The organism is Marinilactibacillus sp. Marseille-P9653 (assembly GCF_916618885.1).
GTDB lineage: Bacteria > Bacillota > Bacilli > Lactobacillales > Carnobacteriaceae_A > Marinilactibacillus.
Genome location: NZ_CAKAKH010000002.1, coordinates 217,815 through 233,254 on the forward strand (window position 1 = coordinate 217,815; position 15,440 = coordinate 233,254).

Annotated in this window: 17 protein-coding genes; 5 read left to right on the forward strand and 12 right to left on the reverse strand. The window is 38.2% G+C overall.

Annotation, left to right across the window (positions count from 1 at the left end):
• Window positions 1-125: 125 nt before the first annotated feature.
• Both LG377_RS11520 and LG377_RS11525 read right to left on the reverse strand, forming a co-directional pair.
• Window positions 126-929: a metallophosphoesterase gene (locus tag LG377_RS11520; RefSeq protein ID WP_225744868.1), complete on the reverse strand. Its 804-nt coding sequence runs from the start codon at window positions 927-929 to the stop codon at window positions 126-128.
• A 265-nt stretch (window positions 930-1,194) separates the two neighbouring features.
• Window positions 1,195-2,097, reverse strand: a complete 903-nt coding sequence (locus tag LG377_RS11525; protein WP_225744869.1) for a phosphate/phosphite/phosphonate ABC transporter substrate-binding protein — start codon at window positions 2,095-2,097, stop codon at window positions 1,195-1,197.
• A 198-nt stretch (window positions 2,098-2,295) separates the two neighbouring features.
• On the opposite strand from LG377_RS11525, the gene LG377_RS11530 reads away from it, so the two are divergent.
• On the forward strand, window positions 2,296-2,964 hold the full coding sequence (locus LG377_RS11530) for a cyclic nucleotide-binding domain-containing protein (protein ID WP_225744870.1): 669 nt from the start codon (window positions 2,296-2,298) through the stop codon (window positions 2,962-2,964).
• Between the two features lie 21 nt (window positions 2,965-2,985).
• Window positions 2,986-3,828, forward strand: coding sequence for an SDR family NAD(P)-dependent oxidoreductase (locus LG377_RS11535; protein ID WP_225744871.1), 843 nt, complete (start codon window positions 2,986-2,988; stop codon window positions 3,826-3,828).
• Here the strand turns inward: LG377_RS11535 and LG377_RS11540 are convergent.
• From LG377_RS11540 to LG377_RS11550, 3 genes are all read right to left on the reverse strand, one after another.
• Complete coding sequence (locus tag LG377_RS11540; RefSeq protein WP_225744872.1) at window positions 3,823-4,401, reverse strand: uracil-DNA glycosylase family protein; 579 nt, start codon at window positions 4,399-4,401, stop codon at window positions 3,823-3,825. The two genes, LG377_RS11535 and LG377_RS11540, sit on opposite strands and share 6 nt — an antisense overlap.
• A 179-nt stretch (window positions 4,402-4,580) precedes the next feature.
• Window positions 4,581-5,558, reverse strand: coding sequence for a Gfo/Idh/MocA family protein (locus LG377_RS11545; protein ID WP_225744873.1), 978 nt, complete (start codon window positions 5,556-5,558; stop codon window positions 4,581-4,583).
• Between the two features lie 42 nt (window positions 5,559-5,600).
• A complete protein-coding gene (locus LG377_RS11550; protein WP_225744874.1) occupies window positions 5,601-6,614 on the reverse strand; it encodes a Gfo/Idh/MocA family oxidoreductase in 1,014 nt (337 codons plus the stop codon).
• A gap of 209 nt (window positions 6,615-6,823) precedes the next feature.
• Here LG377_RS11550 and LG377_RS11555 point away from each other — a divergent pair, with 209 nt between their 5' ends.
• Entirely contained in the window at window positions 6,824-7,705 is an 882-nt protein-coding gene (locus LG377_RS11555) for a MurR/RpiR family transcriptional regulator (RefSeq protein WP_225744875.1), read from the forward strand.
• Between the two features lie 53 nt (window positions 7,706-7,758).
• Here the strand turns inward: LG377_RS11555 and LG377_RS11560 are convergent, their stop codons facing one another.
• Window positions 7,759-8,766: a tRNA-dihydrouridine synthase gene (locus LG377_RS11560; RefSeq protein WP_225744876.1), complete on the reverse strand. Its 1,008-nt coding sequence runs from the start codon at window positions 8,764-8,766 to the stop codon at window positions 7,759-7,761.
• A gap of 408 nt (window positions 8,767-9,174) precedes the next feature.
• Here LG377_RS11560 and map point away from each other — a divergent pair, with 408 nt between their 5' ends.
• Window positions 9,175-9,915: a type I methionyl aminopeptidase gene (gene map / locus LG377_RS11565; protein WP_225744877.1), complete on the forward strand. Its 741-nt coding sequence runs from the start codon at window positions 9,175-9,177 to the stop codon at window positions 9,913-9,915.
• 45 nt (window positions 9,916-9,960) lie between these two features.
• On the opposite strand, the gene add is transcribed toward map, so the two are convergent.
• The 4 genes from add to LG377_RS11585 all read right to left on the reverse strand — a co-directional run bounded on the left by add (window position 9,961) and on the right by LG377_RS11585 (window position 12,555).
• Complete coding sequence (gene add / locus LG377_RS11570; RefSeq protein WP_225744878.1) at window positions 9,961-10,956, reverse strand: adenosine deaminase; 996 nt, start codon at window positions 10,954-10,956, stop codon at window positions 9,961-9,963.
• A 236-nt stretch (window positions 10,957-11,192) separates the two neighbouring features.
• Window positions 11,193-11,486, reverse strand: a complete 294-nt coding sequence (locus LG377_RS11575; protein ID WP_225744879.1) for a putative quinol monooxygenase — start codon at window positions 11,484-11,486, stop codon at window positions 11,193-11,195.
• Window positions 11,487-11,503: 17 nt separating this feature from the next.
• Entirely contained in the window at window positions 11,504-12,133 is a 630-nt protein-coding gene (locus tag LG377_RS11580) for a nitroreductase family protein (protein ID WP_225744880.1), read from the reverse strand.
• 2 nt (window positions 12,134-12,135) lie between these two features.
• Complete coding sequence (locus LG377_RS11585) at window positions 12,136-12,555, reverse strand: MarR family winged helix-turn-helix transcriptional regulator (protein ID WP_225744881.1); 420 nt, start codon at window positions 12,553-12,555, stop codon at window positions 12,136-12,138.
• 287 nt (window positions 12,556-12,842) lie between these two features.
• On the opposite strand from LG377_RS11585, the gene LG377_RS11590 reads away from it, so the two are divergent.
• Window positions 12,843-13,493 carry a YitT family protein gene (locus LG377_RS11590; RefSeq protein WP_225744882.1) on the forward strand — a complete coding sequence of 217 codons (651 nt, stop codon included), beginning with the start codon at window positions 12,843-12,845 and terminating at the stop codon, window positions 13,491-13,493.
• Window positions 13,494-13,636: 143 nt separating this feature from the next.
• Here the strand turns inward: LG377_RS11590 and LG377_RS11595 are convergent, their stop codons facing one another.
• Window positions 13,637-14,407, reverse strand: a complete 771-nt coding sequence (locus LG377_RS11595) for an ABC transporter permease (protein WP_225744883.1) — start codon at window positions 14,405-14,407, stop codon at window positions 13,637-13,639.
• Entirely contained in the window at window positions 14,400-15,335 is a 936-nt protein-coding gene (locus LG377_RS11600; RefSeq protein WP_225744884.1) for an ABC transporter ATP-binding protein, read from the reverse strand. The genes LG377_RS11595 and LG377_RS11600 overlap by 8 nt, the downstream gene beginning before the upstream one ends.
• Between the last annotated feature and the right edge of the window lie 105 nt (window positions 15,336-15,440).

A 15,440-nucleotide genomic window follows, 5' to 3' on the forward strand; every position in this document is an offset into this window, starting at 1 on the left:
CTGTATAAATGTATATAAATCGGTTAATAATGAATACTATTTAATTAGCTACACCGACTCAAAACAAATAACCTAGCCAACAGCTATATAAGCTGACCGACTAGGTTATTTAATGATTCATTCGTTTATTGTTTCATATTGACTGTTTTCAATTGTTTGCCTGTTGAGACTGTTTTGTGTTCCGCATCTTTGAACTGACCGTTTTCAATCTGATAAACATTGTATCCATATTTTTCTTCAAACTGGATCTGATACTCCCCAATATCTTCTCCTACAAAAGACATCCCTACAACTGTGAAATACGGTACGTTTTCCAGTTTTGTTTTATAAGCATGATGCGTATGTCCACTTAGAATACACAATATATTGTTGCCTTGTAATCTTTCTAATACTTGCTTACCTTCTGGCAGACTTGGGATAGAGCTTTGCTGCTCTATTAAGTGGTGATGTGTCACCAACATTACTGGCTTATCCTGTGTACGCTCTAGCGCCTGGTCTAACCATTTTAGTTGGTTATCACAGACGTGTCCATTGGAATTCTCGTAAACGGCACTATCAAACGAAATAACATGAAAGTCTTCAAAAGTTTCGATAAGATTATACGGTTCGTCAGACGGTGATTCGTTTAACCAGCCTTCTCGAAATTGTCTTTTGATGTCGTGATTTCCTAATGTAACAATCACTTTTGTGTCACCGATGACTTCTCTAATCGCTTTTTTCAGGAATCGATAATCTTCTGCCTCTCCATCATCTGTTAAATCTCCACTGATGATTAGAAGATCAATTTCCTGTTTGTTTCGTATTTCTTCCAGACACTCTTTAAGCGGAATAAGGGGACTTCGCATATTCGCCAACATTCCTTTGTATCCTTCACTGCTTTGTTCATAGGTTTTTCTGAAGTGGATATCAGATAGGTGTACTATATTCATTTATACTCATTTTCTTTCCTCAAATTACGTAGCTAGAAATAACTATAAATACCGCCATGATCTCCATCAAGACGGTATTTATTCTAGTCTACGTTTGCACGGCAACTAAAAAACTTCTCTCAAAAAGCCTTTCAGTTGCACACTCTACCTTATGTTTATATACAATCAGACCAGCCTCTACTCTGGCTGATGATTCAAAAAGAATCCTCTCAATGATCCTTCTTGAATCTAGTAACGAACGATCCTCTACTATCTATCATTACTTTTATTGACTGGCTTTTTCGGTGTATTCACGAATGGTATCATACGCTGAATCAGCCGCTTCCTCATACCCTTGGTGTCCCCATATTGCCATAGCTTCCGAGCCTTCTTCATCATCTTTCATGTTCAAGAAGACTGCTTTGATCTCTTCTTTCAGATCTGCGTCCATTTCCGGTTGCACAGCGATTGCATCGTTTGGAATATCTCCTTCAGTTAAATAAAGAACTCTTAAATCCTCAAACAAATCATCTTCCGTAAAGAAAGAGGCAAACACATTTCGAGCGCCTTCAAATACAAAAGCAGCATCGGCTTGTTCGCTTAGTACAGCTGAAAGTTCGCTTGGAATATCACTGACTGGCGTCATGGTCACTTCATTCGTCGGATCGATTCCGGCTTCTCTCATCTCTGCAATTGGATAAATATAACCACTTGCGGAAGTCGGACTTAAGGTAATGATGTTCTTTCCTTTTAGATCTTCTAGAGATTCTATATCACTATCCGTACGAACTAAAATTTCCCCTTTAAACGTGTTCGTTAGCTCTCCTTCTAATGGAAGGCCGGTTTCTTGATCATAATCCCCTAATTGCGACGTCAAAATTGCTTCAGCGCCATCCGTTTCTCTCGCTTGAACATAAGCAGCTGGTGGCATGATGCCAATATCTACTTGCCCTGCATCCATTGCTTCTACAATAGAAGAATAATCTGTCGCTACCGTTACTTCGACATCACGATCTAGTTTTTCGGAAAGATACTCCGCAAATGGTTCCGACTTTGCTTCCATCGTCCCATCGTTATTTGTCGGTACGAATTGAACCATGAGTGTTTCATCCGCTGAGTTTCCACATGCTGACAATACTGCTAATAATGACAAACCAACTAACCCTTGTGCTAATCGCTTGAACGCCATTCTTTTCTCCTCCTGCTTGAACTAGTATCTAGTACTGTTCTATCATAACAATTGTTGATTAATCTGGAAGTGACGCATGTCACATTTACACTATTTTAACATACATTTAACACCTGTAATCTATCTTCGTTCGCATTGTGGTGCATAACCGAATCCTTTATAATAAAAATAAAACCACTTTGAGGAGTTCTCATCTCAATGATTAAACTGAATCTTGATGAACAATTACTGAACTATATTAAAGAACATGACTTGCAGTCCTACATGGACACGGATCTTTTATCGATTGCTGCACTCTATTCGTTCGATAAGGACGAACACTTAATTCAAACGGATAGTCGTTCAGATTATCTTTATTTTCTGGTCGAAGGAACCGTGATGATTTATTCTTATTCCTCTGATACACAAAACATCTGTATCGATTACTCTCATCCAGCTACCTTGCTTGGAGAAGCGTCCTCTCTATGGGAAATGACACCTCAAAGTAATGTAAAAGCGATGACGCCTTGCGTTTGCTTGGCAGTCAGTTTGAAACAGCATCGTCACACTCTTCAAAACGACATCAAATTTCTTCAAAGCATCTGTCAGATATTGAGTTTCCGATTGAATTCTGGGGTTAATCTGGCCAACTCTCTAACCGAGCCAGTAGAAACGCGTCTTGCAAAATTCATTTTAGAACATGAAAAAGACCACACCTTCGCTTATCAATTAACCACTTGTGCAGTTATTTTGAACGTCAGTTATCGCCATCTACTGCGCACCATTACAAGCTTTCGAGAAGCGCAGATTATAGAGAAACACAAAAATCATTATACGATTCTGGATTACAAAGCACTAGAAGAGTTATCGAGTACAGTAAGTCTTTAATGAATTTATAGGAGGAATCGTATGTCTGAATCTATCTTAGCCATTACAGGTCCAACTTCAGGTATTGGTCGAGGCACGGTCAAAGTTCTCGCATCAAAATTTGATCGCATACTTCTGCTTTGTCGGAATCTGGAAAAAGGAGAACGTTTGAAAAAAGAACTAAATGAGGTCAATGCCTCGGTATATGTAGAACTCATTGAATGTGACCTGAGCGACTTAGCTTCTGTCAAAGGGGCTGCGGCAACGATTCGTGATCGTTATACTTATATTGACTGTCTCATCAATAATGCTGGTATGGTTTCTACAAGTAGAAAGAAAAGTGTAGATGGCTACGAATTGATGATGGCCACAAATTATTTAGGTCCTTTCCTACTAACACACGAACTATTACCCTTAGTAGAGAATAGTCTACGAAAACAGATTGTGATTGTCTCATCCGGAGCCTATAAATTTGTTCCAATGAAAGAACCTTTCTTTAATCCTAAACACTTTGATCCGATTACCGGTTATGGTCGCTCTAAACTGGGCACCCTTTATCTGGCACAAGAATTGCACGAAATGTACGCCAAGAAAGGTCTTAAAGTGACTGCGGTTCACCCGGGGATGGTCTCAACAAATATCGGGAAAAACAACGTAGGCCAAAGAGTTGGGGATTTAGTTTTTGGCCTGTTAGCACCTTTTTTCGTAACGATCGAACAAGGCAGCCAATCAGTGATCTCAGCTGTTGAACATCCTGAAATTTATGCCGGTGTCTATTCAGATGAAGGAACGGTCACAGCTGTCAAAAAACACGGAAGCGACTTCTTGATGCGTCGGAAATTCATTGACGCTACACTAAAAGAACTGAGTTTAACAGCTTTATAATTCAATAGCTACGAGCTTTCTGAGCTCTGGTACGACTTCTTCCACAAACCACGGGTTCCTTTTTAGCCATCCATGATTCAGTGGGGAAGGATGAACTAGTGGTAAGTATTCAGGTAAATAGTGTTCAAAGTTTCTGACCGTTTCTGTCAGTGTTTTTTCACGTCGTTTTCCTAAATAATATTTCTGGGCATACGTTCCAATTAGAATAATCGTCTCCAGCTGTGGCATCTCTTCTAATAGACGGGGATGCCATTTTTCAGCAAATCCTTTGCGCGGCGGCACATCTCCTGACTTTGCCTTGCCTGGATAATAAAAGTCCATTGGTAGATGCGCAATTTTGTCTGTTGTATAAAATTGTTCTCTCGTTATCCCCATCCACTCACGCAGACGGTCTCCACTAGGATCATTCCAGAACAATTGTGTTTCTTCAGCTTTTCGGCCCGGAGCTTGACCCACGATTGCGATTATTGCCTCGGTAGAAGCTTTAAATAAAGGTGGAACCCCTCTATCCGTGAATGCTCTATTCAATGGATCTTCCATAATTTCTTGTTTGATTTCATCAAATATGGTCATTTAACTAGATAGTCTCCTCTCATTTTCTATAGCATAACATAGCTTGATTCCAGAATATAATATCACGTTTAGACTGTTTTTACCTATTTATCCAAAAAGAAAAAAGCCATTCCAATCTCATTCCTGATTCGATTGAATCAAGAGCAGATAAAAATGGCTTTTTTTATGCTGATCTGGGTTTAACCTAGTGAAATACCCGCATGTTGTAGTGCTTTTTCAACGATACTCATCACCGTTTTACTATGGTTCAGTTGTTTTTTTGCAAACTCAGTGTCTCGGTTTTTTATCACTTCGTCAAACACTTTAAATTCTTCATACATTCTATGTGGATGGCTATTGTGGTTAACGAGTTCTGTTTCTTTTTTATTCAGGATTTTCTTGTAAGCATCCACAACATTTGTCGCGCCTTTAACGATAATCGATCCGTCTGTTCCTTGAATCGTAGACTGGATCTCGGATGTAGAATCTTTCGCTCCAATACAAACGACTTTAGTATCTGGATATTCGAGTATGAGTGTGCCCGATGTGTCAATATCTCGTTCAACATTTGCAAAATAATGAACAGCTTCTGGCTCCCCAAATAGTCCAACAACAAAATGGATGTTATAGATATTGATATCCATTAAGGCGCCTCCACCCATTTTAGGATTGAATGCTGGAAGAATGGTTCCTTCTTTGAATGCATCATATCTTGAAGAATACTGAGAATAATTGCACTCTACCAGTTTGATTTTGCCGAGTGTTTTCAATTCTTCTTTAATTTTTTTGTAATTTGTTAAATATTGATTCGTGATGGCTTCTATTAGGACCAGATTTTTACTTGAGGCAAGCATTTCTAGTTCAACCAACTGGTCATAGCTTAATGTAAAAGGTTTTTCACAGATCACGTGTTTGTTTGCTTCTAACGCTTTTTTTGTAAATGAATAATGCAAATGGTTGGGCAGAGCAACATAAATAGTATCAATCGCATCGTTTGATAAACAATTATCGATATCTGTATATACTTGCTCAATTTTATACGTTTCTTTTAACTCTTCCATAACCTTTAAGCTTCTTTCCGTGCCAAAGATTCCTTTGAGCTCAATTTGTGGTAAATCTACGACCATACTCAAAAAGTCTTTCACAATCATCCCTGAACCTAATATCCCTAATTTCATACTGAGCCTCCCACTTTTCTTCTGATCTATTGCTATGATGGACTACTTTAACTGCTCTATACCATCCTCTAGCATTTCCATCTGTAGAATCGTCTCTCTGTCTTTGATGACTTTTTCTTTCCCATTTACAATCGTTTCATAAAGATCTGCGTAAACTTGGCTGTAATCGCCAATTTCTGAAATCACTTTTTCTTCGTGGTAGTGTCCTTGATCATCCATATACGTCAATACACCATAATGTTCGGGCAAGTCTATTCCAAAGTCTGCATGATCTGGCATGTAAAAGACCTTTAGGTGCTCTTCTTGTCTATCTTTTGTCTGTTTAACGAACACACCTTTTTTCCCGTAGACCACAAAGCTTGGTCGTTCTTTTAAACGGAAGTAACTAGATTTTACAGATACTTTCAGCTTGTCATAATAAAGATCCAAATCAAAGTAATCGTTCATTCTGCCTTCGCCTAAAAGTTGACGAACGTCATAGTGGACGTTTTCTGGCTCACCAAAGTAGGATAAAACTTGGTCCAACGTGTGGCATGCATGCCCGTAAAGGTAGCTTTCTTCTTTAGAAAAAGTCGTACGCTCAGGCACTTCTGGTCTGTAGTAGTCATAATGCATCTCCACTTCCAGTATGTCTCCGAGTACGCCACTTTCAATTACTTTTTGAGTTGTCAAAAAGTCGGAATCGTACCGTCTGTTCTGATAGCACTGAATCACTAGTCCTTTTTCTTTTGCCAGTGCAAACAACGTACGAGCTTCCTCAGCCGTTTCAGTGAATGGCTTTTCAACGAGTACATGCTTTCCATTTTCTAAAGCTTCGGTAGCTAATTTGAAATGCGTCGTCACTGGAGTAGAAAGGACCACTAATTGAATCTCAGGATCATCGTAAATATCTTTGATATCGGTTGTATAATGAACGCCTTCAAGTGGTGTCCATTCTTTTTTACCAGAAGGGGAATAGATCGTTTTGATATGAATTCTATCTTTTAATTTTGTAGAAAAAGGTAAATGATATCGGTTCGTACTTTTACCGTTTCCTATATATGCAATCGTTAGCATGTTTTGCCTCCTCTATAATCGTTATCTTCATTATAAAGGATTCAAACTAGATTCGTATGATTCTTTTCTATTCTGGTTTTTTTTGCCATTAAAGCGGCTATTTTCAAAAAAGCGTTGAACATTTTGTTTAGAACTTCTTTGTATGCGGCGCAAGTTTCTTATATAGTATACTTAAGGTAGCCAAATCATTCTGATAAAAAGGTGAACGTATGTTATTAATCGATAAATTGAAACGCCAAGAAGGCTTAACGCCTACTGATAAACAAATTGCAAATTATATTTTAGAACATATCACTTCAATTCCATCTACTGGAATCGAGGTACTCGCTAAACAGACCTATTCCTCTCACTCAGCCATTGTTCGACTGTCCAAAAAGTTAGGTTTTGACGGGTACAAACAATTTCGGCTAGCACTCTCTGAAACAGTCTACAAAGACTTACATCAACTGGGAAAAGTCGATGCAAATTTCCCTTTTGACTCAACGGATACAACAAGTCAAATTTCTCAGAAAATGGCGGACCTTTCGATAGAAGCCATTCGAAGAGCTTCTGAGCAACTAACGCCCAGCAAATTGGATACTGCTGCAGAAATACTGATGAAAGCCGATCGGATTTTTCTGTTTGCACAAGGCGATTCTCAAATCAGAGCCCGTAGCTTTCAAAATAAAATGGTCAAGCTCAACCGTTTTTTAGTGATTGCAGAAGACTATGCCGATCAGGCTTGGAATGCCGCAAATCTTTCCAAGAATGATTGTGCTGTTTTTATTACCTATAGTGCAAAAATTCCTCAGTACGATCAATATATTAAGTACTTTGCAAAAGAAGGTGTTCCAACCATTCTTTTGACAGGCAATCCAACTTCTTCTTTACATAAAATAGTTGATTTATCGATTGTTGCTACTCAAGATGAATATGATTTTCTGAAAGTTGGTACCTTTTCTTCTCAAGTCGCTTTTGAATACATTTTAGATACTGTGTTTTCCGTTCTTTATGCTAAAGACTATCAGAAGAATCTTATGAACTTAAAACAAAAGCAGCGTATTATTGAAAAAGGCGAACTAGCTGATCTTCTGCATCCAGATGTTGAATGATGAAAAGCAAAAAAATAGACTTCGCCAGTTCATCATTAAGGCGAAGTCTATTTTTATTGTTCTACAGTAACACTATTTGTTTCATCTTCTAATACGTCTTGATGGGCTTCTTCATAGGCATCCAGTAGTGCACGTACTTGATCAGTCGTTGTCGTTTCCATCAACTGAACTCTCAAGTCACTGGCACCTTTCATTCCACGAACATAAATCTTAAAGAAACGACGAAGCGGTTTGAATGATCGACCGTCTCCAACTGAATATTGATCGAACAGATCCAAGTGCATTCTTAAAAGTCCCAGTAGTTCAGCACCGCTATGCTCTCTTGGTTCTTTTTCAAAAGCATAAGGATTTGTGAATACACCACGCCCAATCATAACACCGTCGACCCCGTATTTTTCTACAAGCTCTAAGCCAGTTTTACGGTCAGGAATATCTCCATTGATCGTCAGCAATGTATTGGGTGCGATCTCATCACGCAATTCCTTGATTCCCGCAATCATATCCCAGTGTGCATCGTATTTACTCATTTCATTTCTAGTACGTAAGTGAATAGACAAATTAGCGATATCCTGCTTCAATAAATGTGTTAGCCAGTCGCGCCATTCATCCAGTTTTGCGTAACCTAGTCTTGTCTTCACGCTGACCGGTAGCCCACCGGCTTTAGCTGCTTCAATCAATTCAGCCGCAACTTCTGGGCGAAGGATCAACCCGCTTCCTTTCCCTTTTTTAGCTACATTGGGTACAGGGCAACCCATATTGATATCAATGCCTTTGAAACCTTCTTTAGCCATATCAATACTCATCTCGCGGAAATGTTCAGGTTGATCTCCCCAAATATGTGCCACGATCGGCTGCTCATCTTCAGTGAAGGTCAAACGTCCGCGTACGCTATTACGTCCTTCTGGGTGACAATAACTAACTGTATTCGTAAACTCTGTGAAGAAAACATCGGGTCTACCTGCTTCGCTGATAACGTGTCTGAATACAACGTCTGTTACATCTTCCATAGGTGCCAAAACAAAAAATGGTTTCGGCAATTCATTCCAAAAGTTATTTTCCATATTGAATCTTTAATTCCTTCCTTGATCAGGTCCTCGATCCAGTTCCTATGCATCAAATGAGTTATTGGAAACTCATTTAAACTAACTTTATCTATTTTATCTTTTACAGAGATTTTGTCAAATACTCTTTATGTATTTCTTGAAAATAAACATCATAAATTGCTTACTCGATGCTCTCTTTAGAACAAGTGGCCTTGATGGAATCAATTTGTTTTACAAATAAATAGAGCCAAAGACGTTTCCAGTAAATCCTCCGGCTACTTCCGTTGCCAGCAGAGCAGTCACACTCTCCTCTACTTAACTCTGTCACTTATTAAGGAAATGGAGTTCCTTAAAGTGGCAAAAGGGAGTATGATTAAGGTAGAATAACTACTTACACTTTTTGAATAGAAGAAATGAGGCTATAAAATGATTGCAAAAACAGAAGAAGATTATAATGGATTAAAAGAGATTGGAAAAATTTGCGGAGCGATTCGAGATGAACTGATCGAACAAACAAAAGCAGGCATCACAACAAAAGAACTGGACGAAATAGCAGGTAAGCGATTTGAAGAAGCGGGCGCTGTGTCTGCACCAAAAGGCGTCTATGATTTTCCAGGCTTTTCTTGTATCAGTGTTAATGAAGAAGTGGCTCACGGCATTCCTGGAGACCGCGTGATACAAGAAGGCGATTTAGTAAATATTGATGTTTCCGGATCGAAAAACGGCTATTTTGCGGATACTGGTTTATCTTTCGTAGTCGGAAAGGGCTCTGAATTATCCACTAAAGTCTGTGAAGTGGCAAAAGCTGCTTTTGAAGCTGGTCTTAAAAAAGCGATGCCTGGATCTACGACAAGTGATCTTGGAGAAGCCGTATATAAAACCGCTAAGCAAAACGATTTGACGGTTATTATGAATCTAACTGGTCATGGAGTGGGACGTTCCATCCATGAATCACCAAAACATATCTTCAACTATAAAAACAAATGGGATAATGTAAAGTTAAAAGAAGGCATGGTTATTGCTTTTGAACCCTTTATCTCCTCTTTTGAAGAAGAAATTTATCAAAAAGATGATGACTGGACTTTGGCCGTTGAACAAAGTAAAGTTGCTCAAATTGAGCATACCATCATCGTGTCTAAAGACGGTCCTGTCATTGTAACCTTGTAATAAAAAGTGGTCAAAAAGCATCCGATTCTAGAATCGGATGCTTTTTTAATTGTATTGACTTTCTACCTGCTCGATTAATTTTTTCTTCAAATCAAGACTCGCGAATGAATGCTCAACACTGTTTAAGGTAATTTTTTTCATTTCCTGATGGGTCAGTTGACAATGTTTTACACATAGCATAAATTCGTCCGTCAAGGTTGTATTAGATACGGTTCGGTTATCCGTATTGATACTAACGGGGATACCTTGGTCAAGAAAGAACCTGAGCGGATAGTCAGCCCAGCTTTTTACGGCTCGTGTTTGAACATTACTCGTAGGACACATTTCGAGTAAGACATTTCTGTCTCTAACTTCTTTTAACACTTCGAGATCGTTTTGGATAGCTACACCATGGCCGATTCTGGTCGCTCCTAAGTGCATGGCTGTTAATACATTTCGGGCACATCCACATTCTCCAGAATGCATGGTGATCTGAAAGTGGTTTTCGCCTGCATATCCGATTGATTTCTCAACATACTCATTTGGATACTGTGCTTCATCTCCTGCGATATCCACCCCTACAACGTGCGCAGCTTTCAGTTCATATACGGCTTCAAAGAGCTGCGTGTTCTCTTCTTCTGAATCTTTTCGGAGTCCGCATATAAGAATATTGACATGAATCGGAAAGTCTTCTTGTGCTTTGGCTACACCTTCACTGACTGCTGTGATGGCTTGTTTTGGTGTCATTTTTTTTGCTAGATGAAGTAGTGGCGCAAAACGGATTTCCAAGTATCGTACATTTTCTTTATGGGCTTCTTCGATGACCGCATAAACGGCTCTCTTCAAGTTTTCTTCAGTCTGTAAGACGGATAAAATCACATCAAAGCAAGAAAGATAGTCTTTTAAATCTTCGCAATCTTCTGGCGCCCTAACATTGTCCATGATTTTTTCGTCCATCCCTTGTTCAAGAGCCATTTCTTTTAACAGATTGATTGGAACAGATCCATCTAAATGGCAATGCAGTTCGACTTTAGGAAGTTTATGTATCAGCGTTCTATTCATCTTTTTCCTCCTAGTAATCTAGCCAGCGAGTTCGCTGTCCTCATGATATTTTTAAAGATTATCATAACAGATTCATGGGCCGATTAACAGATGTTTTTAGTATAATCTACTTTTAGAGTTCGTTTCTTCTAACTTATTCTCAAAATTCATCCTTTTTAAAATGATATTTCACTAAAAAAACGAATAAACAAAGAGACTACTTCTAAAATCGAAGTAGTCTACTGAAGATCAATCGTTTAGGCGTTCTCAATCAAGTCTGAAACTCTTAATACAGGGGCTTTTGCACTGAAATCTGCTACATTGCCAAATAATTTCTGTAGTAGAGGGCTTTGGTTGTGGATTTCGATTGCTGCATCATCTGCCCAAACTTCTACCATGATGAATAGATTTCTTTCTTCTAGTGATTCATAAAGGTGGTATTCTAAACACCCTTCTTCTTTTCTAGTTTCTGCAATTAACGCTTTTGTATCTTCTATAAATACTTCGCGCTTATCTTCTTTAATAAAAAATTGCGCATTAATGACTTTCATCTGATGATCTTCCTCTCTTATTTAAAAGTAGTAAATTCTTTTACATTTAATCGGATAGAATTATAACCAGTTTCTACTGCTTTTCCAACAGATAAGATCATAACAGGTACATAACGGTCTTTGCTTAAGACAAATGCTTCTGCTAACTGATCGGCTTCAAATCCACCAATTGGGTTTGTATCGTACCCATAAGAACGTGCAACCAGCATAAATTGCATAGCAGCTAGACTTGAATCGATTTTTACAACATCGTTCATTTCTGCTTTAGTCAAATTTTTGTAATAAGGGATGATGGCAGAAATTTGCTCATCTCTGACTTCTTGAGACATTTTGCCTTCGGCTACTGCTTGATCGTAAATTTCTTCTCCGTACTCATAACATTCCATATCACCAAAGATAAGCACCATTGCTGAAGATGTATCATTTTGTCTAGTATTAAAACGGATTAATGGTTTTAATTTCGCTTTTTCTTCATCGCTCTCAACCACTACAAAACGCCAAGGCTGCATATTAACAGATGAGGGAGCAATCGTTGCTTTCTGAAGCATTTCAAGCATTTCTTCGTGAGGAATCTTCACATTCTCATCGTAAACTCGGATGGATTTTCTGTTATAAGTGATATCTGAAAAATCATTATTCTTTGTCATTCTTAATCCTCTTCTTGTTTAATTATTTTTTGAAGCAACGTTGCTAACTGTTCTTCTTCTTCCGGAGTCAGTGAATGGCATGAAGCATTTTGCGAAGCATCAAATTGTTTTTCGCAATTCATCAGTTCCTTTTTCGCCTTTTCAGTGATCTCTACGAAGACTTCGCGGTTATTGTCTTTGTTTCTTTCACGAATCACGTATCCTTTTTCTTCTAGAATCTTTAAATGTCTCGTAACAGCGGCACTGTCTATACACAGTTCAGACTGTATTTTTTTCTGCGAGCATTTTCCAGTTTCTTTAAGAAACGCCATTAATTCGTACCTAGTCAGACTAAATCCAACTTTTTTCTCAAATCTGGACACCATCACCTGATTTGCGATTTTGATCTGATAATAGAGCTTGCTACATCCTTTAAGATCCATTTCCATCCTCCTTCTGAATAGTTGACTCATCAATCATTGATTAGTCAACTATAAACGAAAACAATTTATTTGTAAACCTACTATACAAAAATAAGTAAATATTTTTCATTAGTGTTATCCGTTTAATGTTGAAGAGGCTATATTTTTTTAAAGTATCTGCATATTTATTGCTCAGAAACGATTTATTTAGCGCTTATCTTTGATATACTATTTTTAATCAAATAAATTCAATTTTTTATTCACTACATTAAACTGATTTTCAACCACTAACTATAGGAGATTTGCGTGTGCATAAGTTTAAAAGAATTGCATTGATGGTTCTATCCATGACACTTGTATCGTTATCCGCTTCAATGACTATAAAAGCAGCCATCGGACTTTCTCCATGGGATGCTATCGCTCAGTCTCTATCTCATATTTCAATGATTAAAGTTGGGACCATCGGAATGATACTGAATATTTCATGTGTTTTCGGACAATTAGTTCTTTTGAGAAAAGAATTCCCAATCAGACAGCTACTTCAGATTCCTGCCAGCGTCCTTATTGGTGTATTGGTTAATTATTTTTACTACACTCTTTTTGATACATTGGTTTTACCAAATTATTTTATGGCTTCCATTCTTTTCTTTTTAGGTACGCTTTTAGCTGCTTTTGCCGTGAGTATGGTGATGGTCGTAAATGTCGTGACCTTTCCTTTAGAAGCTTTTTGTATGGCTTTTGCCGTGAAAATAGGAACCCGTTTTTCGATTATTCGACAGTCAGTTGATATTCTTGCCGTTATCTTGACACTGACCCTCACGTTTACATTAGATATCCCTTTGACAGTTAGGGAAGGAACCATTATTGGTATGCTGATTTTTGCACCTTTGTTAGGCATCATTATCAAAAGACTTCAGCCGCTGATTGACCGTCCTGAAAGCAAAGCCACCACGCTATGATATACTTGATAGGTAGTAAAGACTATCAAATTGTATTAAAAAACACTAGTCAACTAATATTCAAAGCTATTTATTTCCGAGGATAAACTAAAAAAGCTGGTGCAAGACAATTAATTGTCCTGAACCAGCTTTTTTATTATAACTTAACTTCTTAATCCGCGACCTTTTTCAATGAGATACCAGCAAATTGCATATAATACAACGACAAACGCAACCAGAACCCCCATAGATAACATGATCGGTACATCGATGACGCCAAGGAAACCATAGCGGAATCCTGAAATCATATAAACGATTGGATTCACTTTAGATACGCCTTGCCAGAATGGTGGCAACATAGAGATTGAATAGAATACCCCACCAAGGTAAGTCAATGGTTGTAAAACAAATGTTGGTACAATTGAAACATCATCGAACGATTGAGCAAAAATCCCGTTCAATAATCCTGCCAGTGAAAATAGCGTAGAGGTCATGAACAATGTAATGATGACAATAGCCCAAGAATACACTTGAAGTGGCACAAAGAATAGAGAAATAACGGTAACGAGTATCCCTACTAAAATACTCCTTCCAAGTCCACCAATTAAGAATCCCCACACGATTACATGGGTTGGTACAGGTGCAATCAAGATTTCTTCAATATTCTTTTGAAATTTCTGCGAAAAGAAAGAAGACGATACATTGGAATAAGAACTGGTGATGATGGACATCATGATTAGACCAGGAACGATGAATTCCATATAAGAGAATCCTTCCATCTCTCCGATGCGATCTCCAATCAGATTTCCAAAAATAACAAAGTATAAGGACGTCGTAATAACAGGTGGTACTAAAGTCTGTACCCAGATACGCAGATACCGATTTGTTTCTTTGACTGCCAGACTTTTTAAGGCTGTAAAATAAAGATTAAACATTGGTTTCCTCCACTTGAAGTTTTTCTTCCGTAACTTTCAGGAATAGTTCTTCTAGGCGGTTAGACTTATTGCGCATAGACAATACTTTGATTCCTTGTCTGCTGAGTTGTTCAAATAAGTCATTCACACCTTGATTTCGTTCAACTTCTACTGTTAACGTTGATTCGTCCACAAGCTGGCTTTGGTATCCAGTGATTTCCGGTTTCTTATCAGAAGGGTCTAGGTCAAAGATAAACGTTTCAAACTGAAGTTTCGAAAGCAATGACTTCATGCTAGTATTTTCTATCAGTTCACCGGTTTGAATGATTCCGATGTTTCGGCAAAGCATCTCTGCTTCTTCTAGATAATGCGTTGTCAAGATGATGGTCGTACCGTTTTCGTTTAACTCTCTCAAGAATGTCCACATTTCGCGTCGCAATTCGATATCTACGCCTGCAGTCGGTTCATCCAAAATCAATAAACGCGGTTCGTGCATCAAAGCACGTGCAATCATCAGTCGACGCTTCATCCCACCTGAAAGCATACGGGCACGAACATCGCGTTTTTCCCATAAATCAGATTGCTTCAAGTATTTTTCACTTCGTTTTAATGCTTCTTTACGAGAAACACCATAATAACCAGCCTGATTAACAACAATTTGCTGAACCGTTTCAAAGGGATTAAAGTTGAATTCTTGAGGAACAAGTCCAATTTGTTGCTTGGCGCGAACAAGGTCTGTGTCAATATCATAGCCAAAGACATTTACTTTACCAGAGGTTTTATTGACTAGTGATGTAATAATCCCAATCGTCGTTGATTTACCGGCACCGTTTGGACCTAGCAAAGCATAGAAGTCGCCTTCTTCTACTGTCAGATCGATTCCACGTAAGGCTTCAACACCTGTACCATAGACTTTTTTCAAGTCTTTTATTTCTAGTGCGTATGTCATTTACTCATGATCTCCTTATAGATGTGATTTCTTTATTTTATCATGTTTCACTTACAATAAATAAAAAAAAGGTGTTTTCTCATTTTTAGTAAGTAAATTTCACTA